Below are 18,615 nucleotides of genomic sequence, written 5' to 3' on the forward strand. Positions count from 1 at the left end.
TGTTTTTTAGAAATTAAAATCTAATCTAGCATAGTAATAAGCTCCACCAAATCCCATTTGAACAGCATCCCAGTATCCACCAGCTTCTGTTTCTCCATCATTCTGTTGATCGGGATATTCATTAAAAATATTGTTTCCTCCAATGGTAAACTTTAGGTTATCAGTTAGCCTGTATCCTGCATTTAGGTCTGCAGTAATTTTAGCACCATATACATCTTCTGCGTCCGTAAAATCGATAAGAACAATCTCACTAAAGTGTGTTAAACCAACCCCAGCATTAAACTTGTTTTTGCTGTAATTGGCATTGAAAGCAAATTTGCTTTCTGGAGCAGAAGCTAATAAAAAGGCTTTTTCTCTTTCTCCAAAAAAGGTGGCTTCATCTAAGCTCCCATTGTTTACATCCTCAATAGTCATATTGTTGATGTTTCCTGCTAGTGTTGCTGATACATCACCAAAGTCAAAGTTTCCTTTCCAAGATAGTATTAAATCTAAACCAATAGTTTCTGTATCTACACCATTAACGAAGAATTGAGCTTCTGCAACATTTGGTATTTGAGGAGCAGCAAATGTTCCCGTCAATACAATTCTATCTTTAACACTAATATAATAACCATCTACTGTAGCTGTAAAACCACCAAAAGTAGCTGTTGCTCCTAAGGCTCCATTTAATGCTATTTCTTCGTCGAGTTGTTTGATCCCAAAAGAAGCTGTTACCGGGCTATTATTAGCAGATAATAAGGTTTCTGTTGCGACTCCACCCTGGAAATCAGTAAATCTAAGGTTGTAATATATTTGAGCTAGGGAAGGAGCTCTAAAACCTGTACTTACAGATCCACGAATATTAACACCTTCTGTAGCTTTAATTCTAAAAGCTAATTTACCATTAGTAGTACTTCCAAAATCACTATATTCTTCAAATCTTCCTGCAACTCCTAATAAAAAACTATCAGAAATATCTAATTCTGCATCCGCATATACAGATAGGTTAGATCTAGAACGATCTACCTCGTTTGCAGGGCTATATCCTGGGAACCCTTGAGATCCACCAGGTCTCAATGCTCCAGTAGGATCTGTAGGCTGTGTTTGAGTAGCAGGATTTGTAATAGGTAAGCCATCTACATCGTATGTTGCGTATGACGCTTCTTCACCAGCAAAAATCTCGAAATTCTCAGTTCTGTATTCTGTACCAAAAGCAATATTTAATCCTTTAAGGATATTTGGGTAATATCTGGAAAGGTCAAGACTGGTTGTGTTTTGACTAAGACTATGTCCTCCAGCATCAAAATCTGTTGGTGAAGAGTCTTGTAGAGAAGCATTCAAAGTTCCTTTTATGAAATAATGAAAATTATTTTTACCCCAAGTATTATTGATATCGATTTTCCAACCGCTTTCTGTTTCGGTTCTAACACCAGCAGAAACAGAATTATCGATAATATTTGATGTTATCCTTGGTGTAAAACCATTTGGAAAAATAGAGGTAACTACACGTTCTCCATCATTACGAGTAAATGCAAAAGCATCAGTATCCCGATAGTTTCTCCCTCCAAAAGCATATATTTCAGTTTTTTTAGATATAGGAATTGCAGCATTAGCAAAGAAATTAAAACCATCTATAGCGGCTTCACCAAAACCTCTCCTGAAATCAAAACCGGGACGTAGTGTTTTGTTTTTACTAAGATATTCTGTAGTGAAGTTTGCATAACCACCATCTCCAATCTCTACTCCATAGTTGGCAGTTATTTTTACGGATCCCCCATCAAAACTTTTATCATCAGCAATGATGTTTCCATCATTTTCGGTATCCAAACGATTTCCATCAGTATTAGGTGTTCCGGCAGGAAAATCTCCTTTTGCATTTGTGTTATACGTACCATAGCTGATACTTCCTGTTAATTTGTTAACGTTATCCTTTAGAACAATATTAATAACACCGGCAATAGCATCAGATCCATATTGTGCAGCAGCACCGTCTCTTAATACTTCAATTCTTTTTATAGCAGATGCCGGAATAGCATTAAGATCCGTTCCAGAATTACCTCTTCCACGAGTTCCGAAAACATTAATCAAAGAAGAAGAATGTCTTCTTTTTCCGTTTATTAAAACCAAAGTTTGATCAGGCCCAAGACCACGTAATGTTGCAGGATCTATATGATCTGCTCCATCAGATCCGGATTGCTTGTTTGCATTAAAAGAAGGAGCAGTATATTGTAAGAGTTCATTAATTTCTATTTTACCACTTTTGGTAATAATATCTTGCATATCAATGATATCAATTGCTACAGGAGTATCTGTTGCCGTTCTTTTAGGACTTCTGGATCCAACTACTACAATAGTACTTAAAGCCTCTCCTTCAAGAAGAACTACATCAATTTTTTCTTGCGTTCCTACTTCTATTTCTTGTGTCTCAAAACCTATAAAACTGAAAACAAGAATAGTATTTGCGTCTACGGTAATTGAATATATACCTTGATCATCTGTTGTAGTTCCTTTGGCAGACCCTTTTTCTATAATATTTACATAAGGTAATGGAGTTCCTGAAGAATCTGTAACTGTACCTGTTACGACCTGTTGACCAAAACACCAACTGGTGAATAAGCTCAATAAAATGAGTGTGAATTTTTTCATAAAAAAATAGTTGTTTAAGATGATTGTGTCCTTAAATATATCTAAAAAGGATGGTATTTGACATAAAGTACTACGTGTTTTTTAATTAAAGATGTAGTTTTATTTGTGAATACAATTGAAAAGAAGAGTAATTAGGAAGGTTTTTAAAATTAAAAAATATGCCCATTTATTTATATAATGAGGGTGTAAAAACTTGTAGAAGTATTTACACCTTCATTTTTAATTGTTTACTAATTATGCACATGGCGAATTCGAAGATAACGCACATAAGGGAGCACTCCATTCACCACCACAGGCAAGACAATCTTCTTCGTTTCTGGGCCATCCTGAGCCTTTAATGATTTGAAGTTGTGTTCTGTTAAGTTTTTGTACTCCTTTGAAGTTTAAAATAGTTTGTAACATGATTTTAGGTTTTAAGATTTATATTATGGTTTGAATACTCATTTAAATTAAGTTTTTTTATTACAATAATCGTTATTGTTTATAAATAAATGTTTAAATAAAAAAACCGAATCCACAGGATTCGGTTTTATCTATTAAAATTTTACTGATAAAGATTCAGTTTACTTTATATACAGTTGTAGTTACCTCATCGATTTTTGAATCATACATCTCTAGGATTAAGTTCTCATCTTTGTCAAAATGTCCAAGACAATTATTGTTATCTCCTGAGTTAACAATATAGTATCCATTACTTAATGGCCTTATCTTCGCAACCTTATTACCAGATTTATGTAAAAGAGTTACTATAAAGCCTTTTTCATCAGTAACTTTAGTATAACCTGCCATATCTGAAGTGGTTTGAAACTTTTGCACAACTACTTCATCATCTTCATAAATAGCTGATTGATTAATTTTGTCTTTTCCATCAGGGCTAAACTTTATTTTACCTTTTTTAGTAATAACTTCCTGTTTTTTAATGACTTTTTCTTCACCATTAGGCCCTTTGATGCGAATAATTTTGGTTACTGTTTCTTGTGACGAATTTTTATTGTCGCTTTTTTCGTCTGATTGCGCGTGGTTAACAGCAGTACAAATCATAAATACCACTGTGATTAGGGTTTTTAAAGTTTTCATTTGTGTATTTATTTAGACACAAATTTACATAAAAACTAAAATATGCTAAAATCTAAATATCAGGAAGAAGAGAATTTATATTTAGAAATGTAATTTTTACTGTAAATTATGTATTGAATAATCTTATGCATCTGTACTTGTTTACTATACATGAATAGCATTATCTTTGCACTCTTAAAAATTGGGAGTAAACTATAGAAAATATCCCAACCATTATTAATATACGTAACATGAAAGCAGGAATTGTAGGGTTACCAAATGTTGGAAAATCAACATTGTTTAATTGTTTGTCTAATGCAAAAGCACAGAGTGCTAATTTTCCTTTTTGTACCATAGAACCAAATATTGGGGTAGTGAATGTGCCAGACTCTAGATTGGAGAAGCTAGAAGAATTAGTAGTACCCGAACGGGTAATCCCCGCAACAGTAGAAATTGTTGATATTGCGGGTTTAGTAAAAGGAGCGAGTAAAGGAGAAGGACTAGGAAACCAGTTTTTAGGTAATATTAGAGAAACAGATGCTATAATACATGTATTACGTTGTTTTGATAATGATAATATTGTTCATGTAGATGGCTCGATCGACCCAATTAGAGATAAAGAAACGATTGATATAGAATTACAGCTTAAAGATCTAGAGAGCATAGAAAAAAAACTAGATAAAGTAAAAAGAGCTGCTAAAACTGGAAATAAAGAAGCCCAGAAAGAAGAAGCTATTTTATTAAAACTTAAAGAAGGATTAGAAGCGGGAGTATCAGTTAGAGCAATTGATGTCTCTGAAGATGACCATGAAGCATATGTTAAACCTTCTCAGTTTATAACAGACAAACCAGTACTTTATGTTTGTAATGTTGATGAAGGATCAGCAGTAGACGGAAATGATTATGTAAAAAAGGTAAAAGAAGCTGTTGCATCAGAAAAGGCAGAAGTGATAGTACTAGCAGTAGGTACCGAAGCTGATATTACTGAATTAGACGACTATGAAGAGCGTCAATTGTTTTTGCAGGATATGGGACTAGAAGAAGCAGGCGCATCAGTATTAATTCGCGCAGCATATAAGCTATTGAACCAGCAAACATATTTTACAGCAGGAGTGAAGGAAGTAAGAGCATGGACGATTAATGTTGGGTCTACTGCACCACAAGCAGCAGGAGTGATTCATACCGATTTTGAGAAAGGTTTTATACGAGCAGAAGTTATTAAATATGATGATTTTGTAAAATATGGTAGTGAGTCTAAAGCAAGAGAAGCTGGGAAACTTGGAGTAGAAGGAAAAGCATATGTTGTAAATGATGGAGATGTAATGCATTTCTTATTTAATGTATAGAAAATACGTTGTTTATTTATAGAGCCTTTCTGGTATTCCCAGAAAGGTTTTTTTGTTGGGTGTCGTAATTGATAGAAGTATAAGATTTTCTGTAAAATCAATACTACTATTTTTGAAAAATGCAAAACACTAAATTATCTACTTACGGAATTGCACTTGCAATTATAGGCATCATTTTATTTTCTGCAAAAGCAGTATTAGTCAAATTAGCATATAAATTTGATATAAGCTCAGAACATCTATTATTGTTTAGAATGTTGTTTTCTCTACCTATTTATGTACTACTTGCTTTTTTTAACAAACCTAAGGATAAAGAAAAGATCAAAAATGTAGATTACCTTTGGGTTTTGTTTTTTGGATTTGTAGGGTACTATTTAGCAAGTTATTTTGATTTCCTTGGATTGCAATACATTAAGGCTGGGTTAGAACGAATAATTCTTTTTATTTATCCAACACTAGTTATTATTATTTCACGGATTTTTTTGAAGAATATAATAACTAAGCGACAACTATTAGCTATTTTACTAACATATATAGGTGTGATTATTACGTTTTGGGGAGAGTTTCAAATCGAAACTACTCACATGGCTTTAGGAGGATTTTTAATTTTCTTGAGTGCATTAACTTATGCGATTTATCTAGTGGGAAGTGGGTGGTTAATACCTAAGTTTGGGGTAGTAACTTTTACTTCATATGCAATGATAGTTTCATCGTTATGTATTATTATTCAGTATTTGATCTTTGATAGACAAGATATAATGAATTATCCTTTAGAAGTATATCTTATTTGTATAATCATGGCAGTATTTTCTACAATTATACCTTCATATTTGGTATCTGCAGCTATTGCAAAACTTGGAGCTTCTAATTTTTCGATTATAGCAAGTTTAGGACCTGTATCTACAATTCTTTTGGCTTATTTCCTTTTGGGAGAAAATTTATCAATAGTCCAGATTATTGGAGCTACAATAGTGATTTTTGGAGTGTATGTAATCTCAAAGAAAAAATAAAATATGGCAAAATCTATTTACCAATAAAAAGTTTCAATGTTGTTTTTGAGCATTTATTAATGTTTTTTTATTAAATTAACAATCTAAATTCGTAAGTTTTCACTTACATTGATGGGGGACGCTTTCCAAAAAAACATTGGCAAAGTAAATTAGATTTGTAATATTTATGAGTAAAGGGGGCTTAAGGGTAATAATACTCTACTGTTTTGTATATATAGGTGTTTCCAGTTATGGACAAACGAACTATAAAGCTGATGGCGACAAAGTGGCATTAGTAGAGGAATCTAGTAAAGAAAAATCAAAACCCGTAGATGTTAGGAAAGGAAACTTTGATGATGCTATATATCAAAGTGAACTTGAAAATAATGAAAAAGAAGCATATTTAGCAGAAATAGCCAAAAAAAATACGGTTATCAATATACTATTGGTTAGTCTTGTTCTACTACTCATAGCGTTTCTTTTCTTTTATTGGAAATATAGGGTAAGAAAAAAAAATAGTGATGTCTTAAAAGAAAAAAATGAACAACTCATTGAAGCAAAGGCAGAAGCTGAAAAACTTACCAATACAAAATCTCAATTTATTTCTACCGTAAGTCATGAACTAAGAACACCTCTATATGGTGTGGTCGGAATTACTACATTATTATTAGAAGAAAAAGATATCTCCTTAAAACATAAAAAATTACTTAATTCATTAAAATTTTCTGGAGACTACCTTCTTGATTTAATAAATAAGGTATTGAAAATAAGTAAGATTGAATCTAATAATGAAAAACTTACAAAGACGCCTACAAATCTACTTCAACTTTCTCAAAATTTACTATATTCTTTTGAGTATCAGGCAAAAAACAAAAACAATGAACTTGTTTTAGAAATACCTAATGAATTACCCGATGTATTAGATGTGGATTCTCTTAAAATATCGGAAGTTCTAATTAATTTAATTGGAAATTCAACAAAGTTTACAGAAAATGGTAAGATATGGCTTAGAATAAAAATTCTCTCCATAGATAATGAAATGATTACGATACGATACGAAGTAGAAGATAATGGGGTAGGAATCCCTGAAGATAAAAAAGAGTTTGTATTCGAAAAATTTTCTCAAGTAGGTAGAGAGTTTAATAAATCCGAAGGAACAGGGTTAGGTTTGTCTATTGTTAAAAACCTTATAGAGATGATGGATAGCGAAATATATTTGGACAGTAAAGAAGGGAGAGGAACCAAATTTTATTTTGATTTACAATTAGAAATTATAGACGAAAAGGAAGAGAAAGAAATAGATCCAAATAGTAGTAATATCAATACTATTTATAGACGAATCTTGGTTGCAGAAGACAACAAAATAAATCAAATCGTTACCAAAAACCTTCTAAATATCATAGGATATGATTGTATTATTGTAGAGAATGGTTTTAACGCACTACAAATGGTTAAAAAAGAAGATTTTGATCTTATTCTGATGGATTTGAATATGCCATATCTTAACGGAACAGAAGCCACCAGACGTATACGAGAATTTAATCAGACCACACCTATTATTGCTCTTACTGCTTCAGAGTTAAGTGAAGTGCAAGAAGAATGTATGGGAATCGGAATGAATGATATTATTAATAAGCCATTAAATAAAAATGATCTCAAAAATATTATAACAAAGCACTTGCTGCCTTAAAGATATTCATGCTATAAAAAAAAATAGGTCTTTTGCACAAAAGACCTATTTTTTTATACTTCTAATTTGTTTCTTCTGTTTTAATTTTTTTTCTGTGTTTTACATATTTTTCTAACCACTGATCTTGTTCCCATAACAAATGTAATATAGATTCTTTTGCTCTATATCCATGACTTTCTTTAGGTAACATAACTAGTCTTGTAGTAGCACCCAATCCTTTTAATGCATTAAAATACCGTTCACTTTGAAGAGGATATGTTCCTGAATTATTATCAGCCTCTCCATGTATTAATAAAAGGGGAGTCTTCATTTTTTCTGCATGCATAAAAGGAGACATCTTATAGTATATTTCTGGAGCTTCCCAATAACTTCGTTCTTCACTTTGAAAACCAAAAGGGGTAAGTGTTCTGTTATAAGCACCACTTCTAGCTATTCCTGCCGCAAAGAGATTAGAATGTGATAATAAATTTGCTGTCATAAAGGCACCATAAGAATGTCCTCCGACAGCTACTCTATTTGGATCGATATATCCTAATGCATTTACAGCATCTATAGCAGCTTTTCCATTTGCAACTAATTGTTTTCTAAAAGAATCATTTGGTTCTTCAACTCCTTCTCCCACAATGGGGAATGAAGCATCGTCTAATACAACATACCCTCTGGTAACCCAATATAACATCGACCCCCAAAATGGATATGTAAATTCATTGGGATTAGAAGTAGATTGTGATGCACTAGTTTTGTTTTTAAACTCAACAGGATATGCCCATAGAATCATTGGCATTTTTTCTTTTTTTGATTTATCATAACCAATAGGAAGATATAGTGTTCCAGAAAGCTCTAATCCATCATCTCTTTTATATTTAATAACTTCTTTATGGATGTTTTGAATGCTAGTAAATGGATTTTTAAAAAAAGTAATCTGTTTTAAATCGTTTACCTTGTTGATGTTTCTTATATAATAATTAGGATACTCGGTAGGGGATTCTATTCGTATTAAAAATTCTCCTTTTTCCATATTAATAGCAGAGTAGATATTCTCTATTTTATCTGTAAATTCGGATTGATAAATTCGAGAAGTTTTGTTAGATTTTAGATCGAATTTATCAATGAATGGAAATTGTCCATTTTTAGTATAACCATCTCCAATCATATAAATATTGTTATTCTGAACATTAATAACAGAATATCCATATTTGTTTTTAATACTTACCGGATCTCCAGGATCATTATATTTATCTTGATAATTTCTATTATGAATAATATTAGGTTTTTGATTAGGTTTAGATGGATCAAAAACATAAGTTCTAGTGTTTCGAGTATTCCACCAATAATCATAAGCAATTGCTAATTCACTGTTCGTCCACTGTATTCCTGCATAACGGTCAATTGTTTTTAAAATAGATTTAGCAGGTTTGGTAAAAGGAGCACTGAGTTGGAATATTTCGTCACGAAACTCTACTTTTACTTTCGGATCCCCTTTATCTAATGCTTCGGCCCATACTAATGTAGCCGGATGATCTCTACGCCAAACCATTGATCTTTTACCTAATCGTGTAGACATAAATCCTTTAGGTAAAACTTCGTTAAGAGGTACTTTATTGATTGTTTTAATAACTTTTCCTGTTTTCTCATATAATTTTGTTTCCTGAGGAAAACGTCTATATGGAACCAAGTAAGAAAAAGGCTTTTGAATAGCTGTTGCTATAACAAAATTTCCATCTGGAGAAAAAGAAAAACCATTATACATAGCTGGAGGAGCCCAATTTGTGATCGTACCATCAAGAGTTACCTTTTTGATTTCTGAAATGGCTAGTTGTTCAAAGTTATACTCATCATTAGGGTTCTTTAATAAATCCTGATATGTACGATTTTGAGCTTTTGTTCCTTCGCTAATAGTTATTGTGGGACCTGTAGGAACAGCATCCAGTGGATTAATTAATGTTTTTTTGTCAGATGGTATAAATTTTACTAATAAAGATGAATTGTCCCTAGACCATCTATATGGCATTCCCATATTTGCATTTAGATTATCCTCTGTAATTTTATTAGCTTTTCTTTCAGAAATATCTAAAATCCATAACTCTACACCTTTTGATGTCGTATTTGTAAATGCAACTTTACTTTGATCAGGAGACCAACTAAAATTAGCTATTCTTGTATTTTCTGGCAATCCAATAATTTGATTAGCACTCTTATCATCTGTTTTTTTTAATTTGATTTTATTAAAATAATTAACTCTACTAGAAATATTAGTTTTTGGATTAATTCGTAATCCAGCCAATCGCATTTCTTTCTCTGATAACTCTGCAATAGTTTTATAGTTATCTCTATAAAGGAAAATTAGATTTTCACCTTTTTTATCAACACGAACGGAAGGAGCAGGAGATACATCTACAAGGTCTAAAATTTCTTTTGGAGGTTTTTGATAGTCGACACTTTCTTGAGCATTACTACTATATATAGCAAAGAATAAAAATAGAATTAACTTAATGGGTTTCATGAATAGAGTTTTAGATTAATGTGTTTGTAATATGATAAAATAACTTTGTTGTATTTGTTAATGTTCTTAAAAGAATAATTGTTACAAGTTTCTGTATAATTAAATAAAAAATATAGGTTTTACTATTCCCTTAACAAGATACAATTAGTCTGCTTATAAATCTACTTACTTTATCAATTACAATTTTTGCATTCTCTTTATGTGGCGTATGACCACTATCTGGAATTAATAAAGCTTTTGAGTTCCCTGATGTGTTTTTTATAATCGAATTTATCTGATCCAGTGTTCCATATTCATCTTTTTCACCCTGAATTATTAGTGAAGGACATTCGATTTTTGGTAAATATTTTTCAATATTCCAGGATTGAAAAGTTTCAGAAAGCCATGTCTCTGTCCACATTCTAAAAACAGCATCAGTCTTATTTCCGTGGTATTTATATAATTTCTCTTTCAGTGAAGTATTTTGATAGGCCAGAACTGCTGATTTAATACCATTAATGGTTTCTTCTTCTACAAATACATGAGCTCCTTCGGTGATAATACCTATAACTTTTTCTGGAAACAGAGCAGCTGTTAATAAAGCAATACTACCACCATCACTATGACCAAACAGTATTATATTTTTTAATTCTAGCTTCTGTATTATTTCCCCCAGAATATATGCCTCTTCTTTTAAATAGTCATTATTTCTTTTTGAAGTAATAAAAGGAGCAGATTTACCATACCCCAGACGATCATAAGAAAGAATGTTACAATCCGTTTTTGAAGCAATATGTTTGGGGAAATCTTTCCATAACTCGATACATCCTAAAGAATCGTGTAGGAAAATAATTGTTTTTTTTTCTGGTGAGAGTAACTTAGGGTTTTTAGAGAATCGTAATCGATGTTTGTTTATTATTAAATCCAAAGACAGTGGTTTTGTTATAAAAGTGCTAAAAATAAGCCAAAGTCTATGCAAATTGTATATTTTGCGCCACTAAATTTGAAACACTAGGCATTTTTTTAAGTCTAGCTATAGTAAATAGTTAATCCAATACAATGAAAAAAACATTAGCCAAGATTTCCATTGGTGTATTATTAATTGGTTGTGGAACCAGTAACCTTACAAATGATATAGCAACAAATGTACCTATAGCAACCGCTATAGATCTAACTCAGGTAAAAGACGATAAAGTCCCAGTTACTATAGATCCGGGACGCTTTATTCAGGATACTGTAAAATACCGTATTCCCAAAGTGGTTCAAGGTACTTATGCTGTAAGTGATTTTGGGAAATTTGTAGATGATTTCAAAGCTTTTGATTATCAGGGTAATGAGATTAAAGTAGAAAAAAAAGATACCAATACATGGTTAATTACAAATGCCAAGCAACTTGACAAAATTAGTTACCTGGTAAATGATACTTATGATATAGAGAATACAGATGTCGGGACACCTTTCTCTCCTTCTGGGACTAATATAGAACCAGAAAATTATGTATTGAATCTTCATGGGTTTATTGGGTATTTTGATGTGCTGAAAAATAACCAGTATGTATTAGAGGTAAAAGCACCATCAGAAATGAAAAGAACTTCTGCGCTACAAAAAGTAGGATCAGAACCAAGTGAAGATAAACTAGTTACTACAGATAAATATCTGGCAACACGTTATTTTGAAATTACTGATAACCCAATGATGTATGGAGATCTCGATGTCGAAGAGTTTATGGTAGGAGATATCAAAATTGTATTAAGTATATATTCTCCAAACAAGGTGCATACAGCAGCTAAGATAAAAGAGACGGTATTTAAAATGATGAAAGGGCAAAAGGCATATCTTGGAGATATCAATAGTACCCCTCGTTATGATGTATATTTGTATTTAGCACCCAGTACCGAAAATGCTCCTACAGGATTTGGAGCACTAGAGCATCATACATCTACCATAGTCGTTTTACCAGAGCAAATGCCCGATGAAGCATTGGCATCTGCAATGATTGATGTGGTTTCTCATGAATTTTTTCATATTGTAACTCCTCTTAGTGTACATTCTGAAGATGTACATTACTTTGATTATAATAAACCTACTTTTTCAAAGCATTTGTGGATGTATGAAGGGGTGACCGAGTATTTTGCAACCTTATTTCAGGTTAATCAAGAATTAGTAGACGAGCAAGAGTTTTATGATAAAATCATGGGTAAAATTCAAAGTGCAAGTGGATATGATGATACTATGAGTTTTACTACAATGAGTGAGAATATACTTGATCAACCCTATGCGGCTAATTATGCTAATGTATATGAAAAAGGAGCATTAATTGGTATGTGCATTGATATTCTGATGCGCGAAGAGAGTAACGGAAATCGTGGAATTTTATCATTGATGAAGGAATTATCTATTAAATATGGGAAAAACAAGCCTTTTAAGGATGATAAAATTATAGAAGAGATTACAACAATGACTTATCCAGCAATTGGTGAATTTTTGAAAACACATGTTGTAGGGAAGATTCCAATTAATTATGAAGAATTCTTTAAAAAAGCAGGATTAGCGATAGAATCAGAAAGAGTAGAAACAAATTATATTCAGAATTCTGGAGTTTTAATTGTAGCTGGAAATCAAGAAAAGGGAACGATATTTTTTACAGATTTAGTTTCTGATAATAGTTTCTGGAAAGAAAATGGTGTAAAACCCAATGATGATATCGTAGAAATAAATGGTACTAAATTGACGTTACAGAATGCTAATAGTATATTAGGTGCTACTTTTCAATGGAAAGAAGGTGATGATGTTGAAGTTAAACTTAATAGAGCAGGAGAGGAAGTTGTTATTAAAACTAAAGTAACAAAATCCTTCACCAAAGGAAAAAAACTTAAAGTAATTGATAATTCTACAGATGTGCAATCAGAGCTTAGAAAAGCTTGGTTAAAAGGGTAGATTTACATAGAACAAAACTAAAAAAGGCCCTTGTATAGGGCCTTTTTTAGTTTTAAACAAGTTCTTCTTCTTCTTCTTCTTTATATGGAATAGTATCTAAGACATATTGTATCGCTTTAATTCGTGCTTCGGTTTTACGATCAGCCTCGATAATAACCCAGGGAGAAAGCTCAGTATTGGTCTTTTCAAACATTTTTACCTTATACTTAGTATATTCATCCCAGAGTTCTTGAGCCTTTTCATCTACAGGGGTCATTTTCCATTTTTTTAACGGACTTGATTTAATATCTTTAAAACGAGAAGCTTGTTCTTCTTTAGTAATAGAAAAATAGAATTTGATGAGATAAGTGTCAGACTCAAGTATCATTCGTTCAAAATCGTTTACCTGCCCCATAAATGTATGATATTGTTCTGTGCTACAAAAACCATTCACAGGTTCTACCACAGCTCTATTATACCAGCTACGGTCAAAAAGAACCATTTCTCCTGGGGTTGGTAGTTGATTAACATAACGTTGGAAATACCATTGCCCTTCCTCTTCACTGGTAGGTTTTGGTAGTGCTACAATGCGAAAATGCCTGGGGTTTATATGAGAAGTAATACGGCGAATTGCCCCGCCTTTTCCTGCTGCATCACGACCTTCGAAAATGATAACTATTTTCTTTCCATTTTTTATGGTCCAGTTTTGTAATTTGATGAGTTCGGCCTGAAGCTTTTTTAATTGGATTTCATATTTAACCATCCTCAATACCTTTTCAACATCAGTCTTTTTATCCATATATAGATATTTTAAACCGATAGGAGAATTTAGTATTTCGAGATCTTCTTTAGAAAGATCAATATTTTTTATTTTTTGAGTTGTCGTCATAAATCAAATATCTATTTGTTCAATATATCTATAGTATCTTAGGATCACATTAGGATCAGGAAGTAATGTGGTTTTTGCTTTGGATTTACCGGTATAATCAAACCTCGATAACACATATCTCATACTTTCTAACCGAGCAGTTTTCTTGCTATTGGTTTTTACAATAACCCAGGGGCTAAATGTAGTATGGGTCTTTGAGAACATTTGTTCCTTGTACTTAGTGTATTTGTTCCATAACTGTTGTCCTTTCATATCTACAGGACTAAATTTCCATATTTTTAAAGGATTCTGTAGTCTTGCATCAAAACGTTTTTTCTGCTCTTCTTTTGATATCGAGAACCAAAACTTGATTACTATAACTCCATCTTCATATAACATATGTTCAAATTCTGGAACCTGAACCATAAAATTTTTATGTTGTTTATTGGTGCAAAACCCCATAACAGGTTCTACAACGGCACGATTATACCAGCTACGATCAAAAAAAACAATTTCCCCCGGATTAGGTAATTCTTTAATGTATCTTCTAAAATACCATTGTCCTTTTTCGACTTCGGTAGGTTTTGATAATGCAACGATACGCATAGAACGAGGATTAAGGTGCTCTGTAAATCGTTTTATAGAGCCTCCTTTACCTGCAGCATCTCTTCCTTCAAAAATGATTGCTACACGTAGCTTCTTTTTGGCGATCCATTGCTGAAGATTTACTAGTTCTCCTTGTAGAAAACGAAGCTCTTCTTCGTATCTGATTTTCTGTAATATTTTTTTAATGTCAATGTTTTTTTGATCAGCAATATTGATCAAATGCTTCCGTTTTTTGACTTGATTTAATTCTTCAAGTGTAAACATAAATTTTGTAATTTGTTATTCTAAATAAGTGAGGATTAAAGGTAAAAAGAAAATGAATTTTATCGATCTTTAATGATATTTTTTTTGCATAAAATCACTAGAAAAATATATTTAGTTATTTGTCTAATGATACTTTCCAGAAGAACCTTTCTTTGATTTTTGATTTCTACTTATTTTTGTGAAATATAGTAGTATCTCTATTAAAAATAGAAGTTTACCATTGAGTTAATATTACAATTTGCGTTGCAGCGTGTTCTCTTATTATAGTCATTATTTTTATGCCAATTTCTTTTTCAGAAACATTAAAAACGGTCTCTGTATATTAAGAGCCTTTAAAACCTAATATAATTATTCCATTTTAAATTTTTTGCTATCTCACTTATCGAAGTTTCTTTGGGAATAGTGAATACAAATAGGGAGTTATGTGTATGCCAAAATAGGCACTAAAATAATTTAAAGTTTCAGAAGATTTGAATTTTAACAGGATAGGAGTGTATGTATTATCTCATGGTAAGAAAGATAAAAACAAAAAGGATATTAATGGTTTTGTTTCAAGTTTTGAAGAAGAATTTTCAACCCTTAATGTTATTTGATATCAGATGTGATATTAAAAAACGCCTAATGAAATATAATCTTAGGCGTTTTTAGATTGATTAAGCTTTTGTTTTATTAAGTTAATTACGGAATAACAATAGAAAATGCATCTACAGTATTTGGATTAACATTAGGGAATACATCTCTTCCCAATTCAGAATCTAGATAAGTATTACTATAGAAATTTTCTCCATAAACTCTAAACCACAAGGTATCACCACTTTTAAAACCTAATGTTCTAAAAAAGGCAATAGAGAATGTTAAATTGGCAGGATTACCAGTAGTGCCAATAATTGGAGAATAATGAGAATGTACTTCGTTGCTAACATCATCACTAGAATGATAAAAAATTCGCATTCTTTTCACCAAAAGATTTTCTGTACTAGGACGATCCATAGTCAATATAAAAAAATTACCTTGTTGTCTAACAGAAGCCTTGGTGATCACGCTATTAGATATTTGACCTAATTTTAGCACATTGGCCATTAATGTAAATTCTCCTTCATCTTTATGCTCAACATCAAAAATTTTATAAGTTCCAAAACCTTCTTTCTCAAAGATCAGGTTATATGTCCCAAAAGGAACATCTTTTAATGAATAATTACCAGTGGGGTCTGTTGTAGCGGTAATTAGAGGATCACTTCCTTCTATACTAATAGTCATTCCAGAGTTATCTACCATATTTCGATCATCGTCAAATAAATCTACTGTTCCGATAATATCTGCAGAAGGTATTGGATCTGGTTCGGGCTCTGGCTCTGGTTCAGGTTCAGGCTCTGGTTCAGCTATTGGTTCAGGCTCTGGTATGGCAATAAAATTATCATCATTACTACAACTCGGTAGTAGTAAAAATGTGAAAAGTAAAAAGTAAATTGACTGTGTTTTCATGATTTGTATGTTTTAGTTTTCCAATTTGTATTCTTTAATTGTTACTTTAATTGTTGATTTTAAGGTTGTTACTGTTTTAATGAGCAAATATATGACGCAAAGTATACTAGAGTCCATACGTGTTTCTACGTATTTCTTATGTGATCCTTGTCTTTAAAAGCATATTTATGGGTTTGTCCATTTGACAAATATTAAAAACCATCTTCAAAATTGATTCAAAAAAACTATTGATGATTCTATTATGAAATAATGACTTTTAGGCTTCTTTTTTTATTTAAAAACGGTCTATTTAGATAGATCAAATGGCTGCATACCAAATAATCAACAAAATTCACTATCGATTTGTTAATTACTTTGTAGAAAGGCTATTTTAATTTTGTAAGTGAAACCTTATATTAGCGAGCATTCTACCCAAAATTTATGAGCAAAGAAACCAAATATACCGAAGATAATATACGATCCCTTGACTGGAAAGAACATATACGTATGCGACCCGGAATGTATATCGGGAAACTGGGTGATGGTTCTTCTGCAGATGATGGAATTTATATTTTAGTAAAAGAAGTACTCGACAATTCGATTGATGAATATGTAATGGGTGCCGGTAAGACGATTGAGATTTCTATACAAGGTGAAAAAGTAGTTGTTCGAGATTACGGTCGTGGAATCCCATTAGGTAAGGTTGTAGATGTAGTTTCTAAAATGAACACGGGAGGTAAATATGATTCCCGGGCATTTAAAAAATCAGTGGGTTTAAATGGTGTGGGTACCAAAGCGGTTAATGCATTATCTGCATTCTTTAAAGTAGAATCTACGCGAGACGGCAAATCAGCTTCGGCAGAATTCGAAAAAGGAAACCTCACAAATCAGGAAACATTAGAAGAAACTTCTCGTAGAAGAGGAACTAAAGTATCTTTTGTACCAGATAATACCATCTTTAAGCATTATAAGTACCGCGCAGAGTATGTGGCCAAAATGCTAAAAAACTATGTGTACCTTAACCCTGGTTTGACCATTATTTTTAATGGAGAGAAGTATTTTTCAGAAAATGGATTAAAAGATTTACTTTCTGACACGATAAATCAAGAAGATAGATTATACGATATTATTCATCTTCAAGGAGATGATATCGAAATTGCAATTACACATAGCAAAACACAATATAGCGAAGAATACCATTCTTTTGTAAATGGCCAACATACTACACAAGGAGGAACACATCAGGCAGCTTTTCGAGAAGCAGTAGTGAAAACAATTAGAGAATTTTATGGTAAAAATTATGAAGCCAGTGATATTCGTAAGTCGATTGTATCTGCGATAAGCATAAAAGTAATGGAACCCGTTTTTGAAAGTCAGACTAAGACAAAATTGGGATCAACAGAAATGGGAGGAGACTTACCAACAGTTCGAACCTATATTAATGATTTTGTAAAAACTAAGTTAGATAACTTTCTTCATAAAAATACTAATACGGCAGAAAGTTTACAACGTAAAATATTACAAGCAGAGCGCGAACGTAAAGATTTATCTGGAATTCGAAAACTTGCAAAAGAGAGAGCAAAGAAAGCCAGTTTACATAATAAGAAATTAAGAGATTGTCGTGTTCATCTTACCGATAGCAAGAAAGATCGTAATCTCGAAAGCACGCTTTTCATTACCGAGGGAGATTCTGCAAGTGGATCTATAACCAAATCCAGAGATGTAAATACCCAAGCTGTTTTTAGCTTACGCGGAAAACCGTTGAATAGCTATAACATGAGCAAAAAGATTGTGTATGAAAATGAAGAATTCAATCTGTTACAAGCAGCACTTAATATAGAAGAGTCATTAGAAGATTTACGTTATAATAATATTGTAATTGCTACTGATGCCGATGTAGATGGAATGCACATACGATTGTTATTAATCACCTTTTTCTTACAATTCTTTCCAGAAGTTATAAAAGAAGGACATTTATATATATTACAGACTCCATTATTTAGAGTACGTAATAAAAAAGAAACCATTTATTGCTACTCAGAACAGGAAAGAAGAGATGCAATAGAAAAGTTATCGGGTAAACCAGAAATTACACGATTTAAGGGATTAGGGGAGATTTCTCCAGACGAATTTGTGCATTTTATAGGGGATGATATACGTTTAGATCCTGTAATGCTAGATAAAGAAAAGTCGATCGAAGAATTACTGTCTTTTTATATGGGAAAAAATACACCACAAAGACAAGAATTTATTATCGATAATTTAAAAGTAGAATTGGATTCGGTAGAGGAAGAATTATAATTATTAGAAGC

At 32.1% G+C, this 18,615-nt stretch carries 13 protein-coding genes; 5 read left to right on the forward strand and 8 right to left on the reverse strand.

What is annotated here, in order from left to right:
* Positions 1–6: 6 nt before the first annotated feature.
* From ATE84_RS15175 to ATE84_RS15180, 3 genes are all read right to left on the reverse strand, one after another.
* The gene (locus ATE84_RS15175) at positions 7–2,625 is read right to left on the reverse strand and encodes a TonB-dependent receptor domain-containing protein (protein ID WP_101448766.1); all 2,619 of its coding nucleotides are present in this window, start codon (positions 2,623–2,625) and stop codon (positions 7–9) included.
* 234 nt (positions 2,626–2,859) lie between these two features.
* Entirely contained in the window at positions 2,860–3,027 is a 168-nt protein-coding gene (locus ATE84_RS26475; RefSeq protein ID WP_199176882.1) for a hypothetical protein, read from the reverse strand.
* A gap of 156 nt (positions 3,028–3,183) precedes the next feature.
* Positions 3,184–3,702 carry a hypothetical protein gene (locus ATE84_RS15180; RefSeq protein WP_143273649.1) on the reverse strand — a complete coding sequence of 173 codons (519 nt, stop codon included), beginning with the start codon at positions 3,700–3,702 and terminating at the stop codon, positions 3,184–3,186.
* Positions 3,703–3,932: 230 nt separating this feature from the next.
* Here ATE84_RS15180 and ychF point away from each other — a divergent pair, with 230 nt between their 5' ends.
* From ychF to ATE84_RS15195, 3 genes are all read left to right on the forward strand, one after another.
* The gene (gene ychF / locus ATE84_RS15185) at positions 3,933–5,027 is read left to right on the forward strand and encodes a redox-regulated ATPase YchF (RefSeq protein WP_101448768.1); all 1,095 of its coding nucleotides are present in this window, start codon (positions 3,933–3,935) and stop codon (positions 5,025–5,027) included.
* Between the two features lie 119 nt (positions 5,028–5,146).
* A complete protein-coding gene (locus tag ATE84_RS15190; RefSeq protein ID WP_101448769.1) occupies positions 5,147–6,037 on the forward strand; it encodes a DMT family transporter in 891 nt (296 codons plus the stop codon).
* Positions 6,038–6,203: 166 nt separating this feature from the next.
* Entirely contained in the window at positions 6,204–7,706 is a 1,503-nt protein-coding gene (locus ATE84_RS15195) for a response regulator (RefSeq protein ID WP_101448770.1), read from the forward strand.
* Between the two features lie 61 nt (positions 7,707–7,767).
* On the opposite strand, the gene ATE84_RS15200 is transcribed toward ATE84_RS15195, so the two are convergent.
* Both ATE84_RS15200 and ATE84_RS15205 read right to left on the reverse strand, forming a co-directional pair.
* Positions 7,768–10,209: a S9 family peptidase gene (locus tag ATE84_RS15200; RefSeq protein ID WP_101448771.1), complete on the reverse strand. Its 2,442-nt coding sequence runs from the start codon at positions 10,207–10,209 to the stop codon at positions 7,768–7,770.
* Between the two features lie 130 nt (positions 10,210–10,339).
* On the reverse strand, positions 10,340–11,116 hold the full coding sequence (locus ATE84_RS15205; RefSeq protein WP_233195821.1) for an alpha/beta fold hydrolase: 777 nt from the start codon (positions 11,114–11,116) through the stop codon (positions 10,340–10,342).
* A 131-nt stretch (positions 11,117–11,247) separates the two neighbouring features.
* Between ATE84_RS15205 and ATE84_RS15210 the strand changes: the two genes are divergently transcribed.
* The gene (locus tag ATE84_RS15210) at positions 11,248–13,125 is read left to right on the forward strand and encodes a peptidase M61 (RefSeq protein WP_101448772.1); all 1,878 of its coding nucleotides are present in this window, start codon (positions 11,248–11,250) and stop codon (positions 13,123–13,125) included.
* A 52-nt stretch (positions 13,126–13,177) separates the two neighbouring features.
* Here the strand turns inward: ATE84_RS15210 and ppk2 (ATE84_RS15215) are convergent, their stop codons facing one another.
* The 3 genes from ppk2 (ATE84_RS15215) to ATE84_RS15225 all read right to left on the reverse strand — a co-directional run bounded on the left by ppk2 (ATE84_RS15215) (position 13,178) and on the right by ATE84_RS15225 (position 16,324).
* Positions 13,178–13,993, reverse strand: a complete 816-nt coding sequence (gene ppk2 / locus ATE84_RS15215; RefSeq protein ID WP_199176883.1) for a polyphosphate kinase 2 — start codon at positions 13,991–13,993, stop codon at positions 13,178–13,180.
* A 3-nt stretch (positions 13,994–13,996) separates the two neighbouring features.
* The gene (ppk2, locus tag ATE84_RS15220) at positions 13,997–14,842 is read right to left on the reverse strand and encodes a polyphosphate kinase 2 (RefSeq protein WP_101448773.1); all 846 of its coding nucleotides are present in this window, start codon (positions 14,840–14,842) and stop codon (positions 13,997–13,999) included.
* A 678-nt stretch (positions 14,843–15,520) separates the two neighbouring features.
* On the reverse strand, positions 15,521–16,324 hold the full coding sequence (locus ATE84_RS15225; protein ID WP_199176884.1) for a carboxypeptidase-like regulatory domain-containing protein: 804 nt from the start codon (positions 16,322–16,324) through the stop codon (positions 15,521–15,523).
* Positions 16,325–16,744: 420 nt separating this feature from the next.
* Here ATE84_RS15225 and ATE84_RS15235 point away from each other — a divergent pair, with 420 nt between their 5' ends.
* Complete coding sequence (locus ATE84_RS15235; RefSeq protein WP_101448775.1) at positions 16,745–18,604, forward strand: DNA topoisomerase IV subunit B; 1,860 nt, start codon at positions 16,745–16,747, stop codon at positions 18,602–18,604.
* Positions 18,605–18,615 lie beyond the last annotated feature (11 nt).

Origin of the sequence: Aquimarina sp. MAR_2010_214, from assembly GCF_002846555.1 — a bacterium.
Lineage (GTDB): Bacteria > Bacteroidota > Bacteroidia > Flavobacteriales > Flavobacteriaceae > Aquimarina.

What these genes read in the sequence shown, in the direction of transcription:
- ATE84_RS15190 (WP_101448769.1), top strand. Translation starts at nt 5,147, where the DNA reads ATGCAAAACACTAAATTATCTACTTACGGAATTGCACTTGCAATTATA.
- ATE84_RS15200 (WP_101448771.1), bottom strand. Translation starts at nt 10,209, where the DNA reads ATGAAACCCATTAAGTTAATTCTATTTTTATTCTTTGCTATATATAGT.
- ATE84_RS15180 (WP_143273649.1), bottom strand. Translation starts at nt 3,702, where the DNA reads ATGAAAACTTTAAAAACCCTAATCACAGTGGTATTTATGATTTGTACT.
- ATE84_RS26475 (WP_199176882.1), bottom strand. Translation starts at nt 3,027, where the DNA reads ATGTTACAAACTATTTTAAACTTCAAAGGAGTACAAAAACTTAACAGA.
- ppk2 (WP_101448773.1), bottom strand. Translation starts at nt 14,842, where the DNA reads ATGTTTACACTTGAAGAATTAAATCAAGTCAAAAAACGGAAGCATTTG.
- ATE84_RS15235 (WP_101448775.1), top strand. Translation starts at nt 16,745, where the DNA reads ATGAGCAAAGAAACCAAATATACCGAAGATAATATACGATCCCTTGAC.
- ATE84_RS15195 (WP_101448770.1), top strand. Translation starts at nt 6,204, where the DNA reads ATGAGTAAAGGGGGCTTAAGGGTAATAATACTCTACTGTTTTGTATAT.
- ATE84_RS15175 (WP_101448766.1), bottom strand. Translation starts at nt 2,625, where the DNA reads ATGAAAAAATTCACACTCATTTTATTGAGCTTATTCACCAGTTGGTGT.
- ychF (WP_101448768.1), top strand. Translation starts at nt 3,933, where the DNA reads ATGAAAGCAGGAATTGTAGGGTTACCAAATGTTGGAAAATCAACATTG.
- ppk2 (WP_199176883.1), bottom strand. Translation starts at nt 13,993, where the DNA reads ATGACGACAACTCAAAAAATAAAAAATATTGATCTTTCTAAAGAAGAT.
- ATE84_RS15210 (WP_101448772.1), top strand. Translation starts at nt 11,248, where the DNA reads ATGAAAAAAACATTAGCCAAGATTTCCATTGGTGTATTATTAATTGGT.
- ATE84_RS15225 (WP_199176884.1), bottom strand. Translation starts at nt 16,324, where the DNA reads ATGAAAACACAGTCAATTTACTTTTTACTTTTCACATTTTTACTACTA.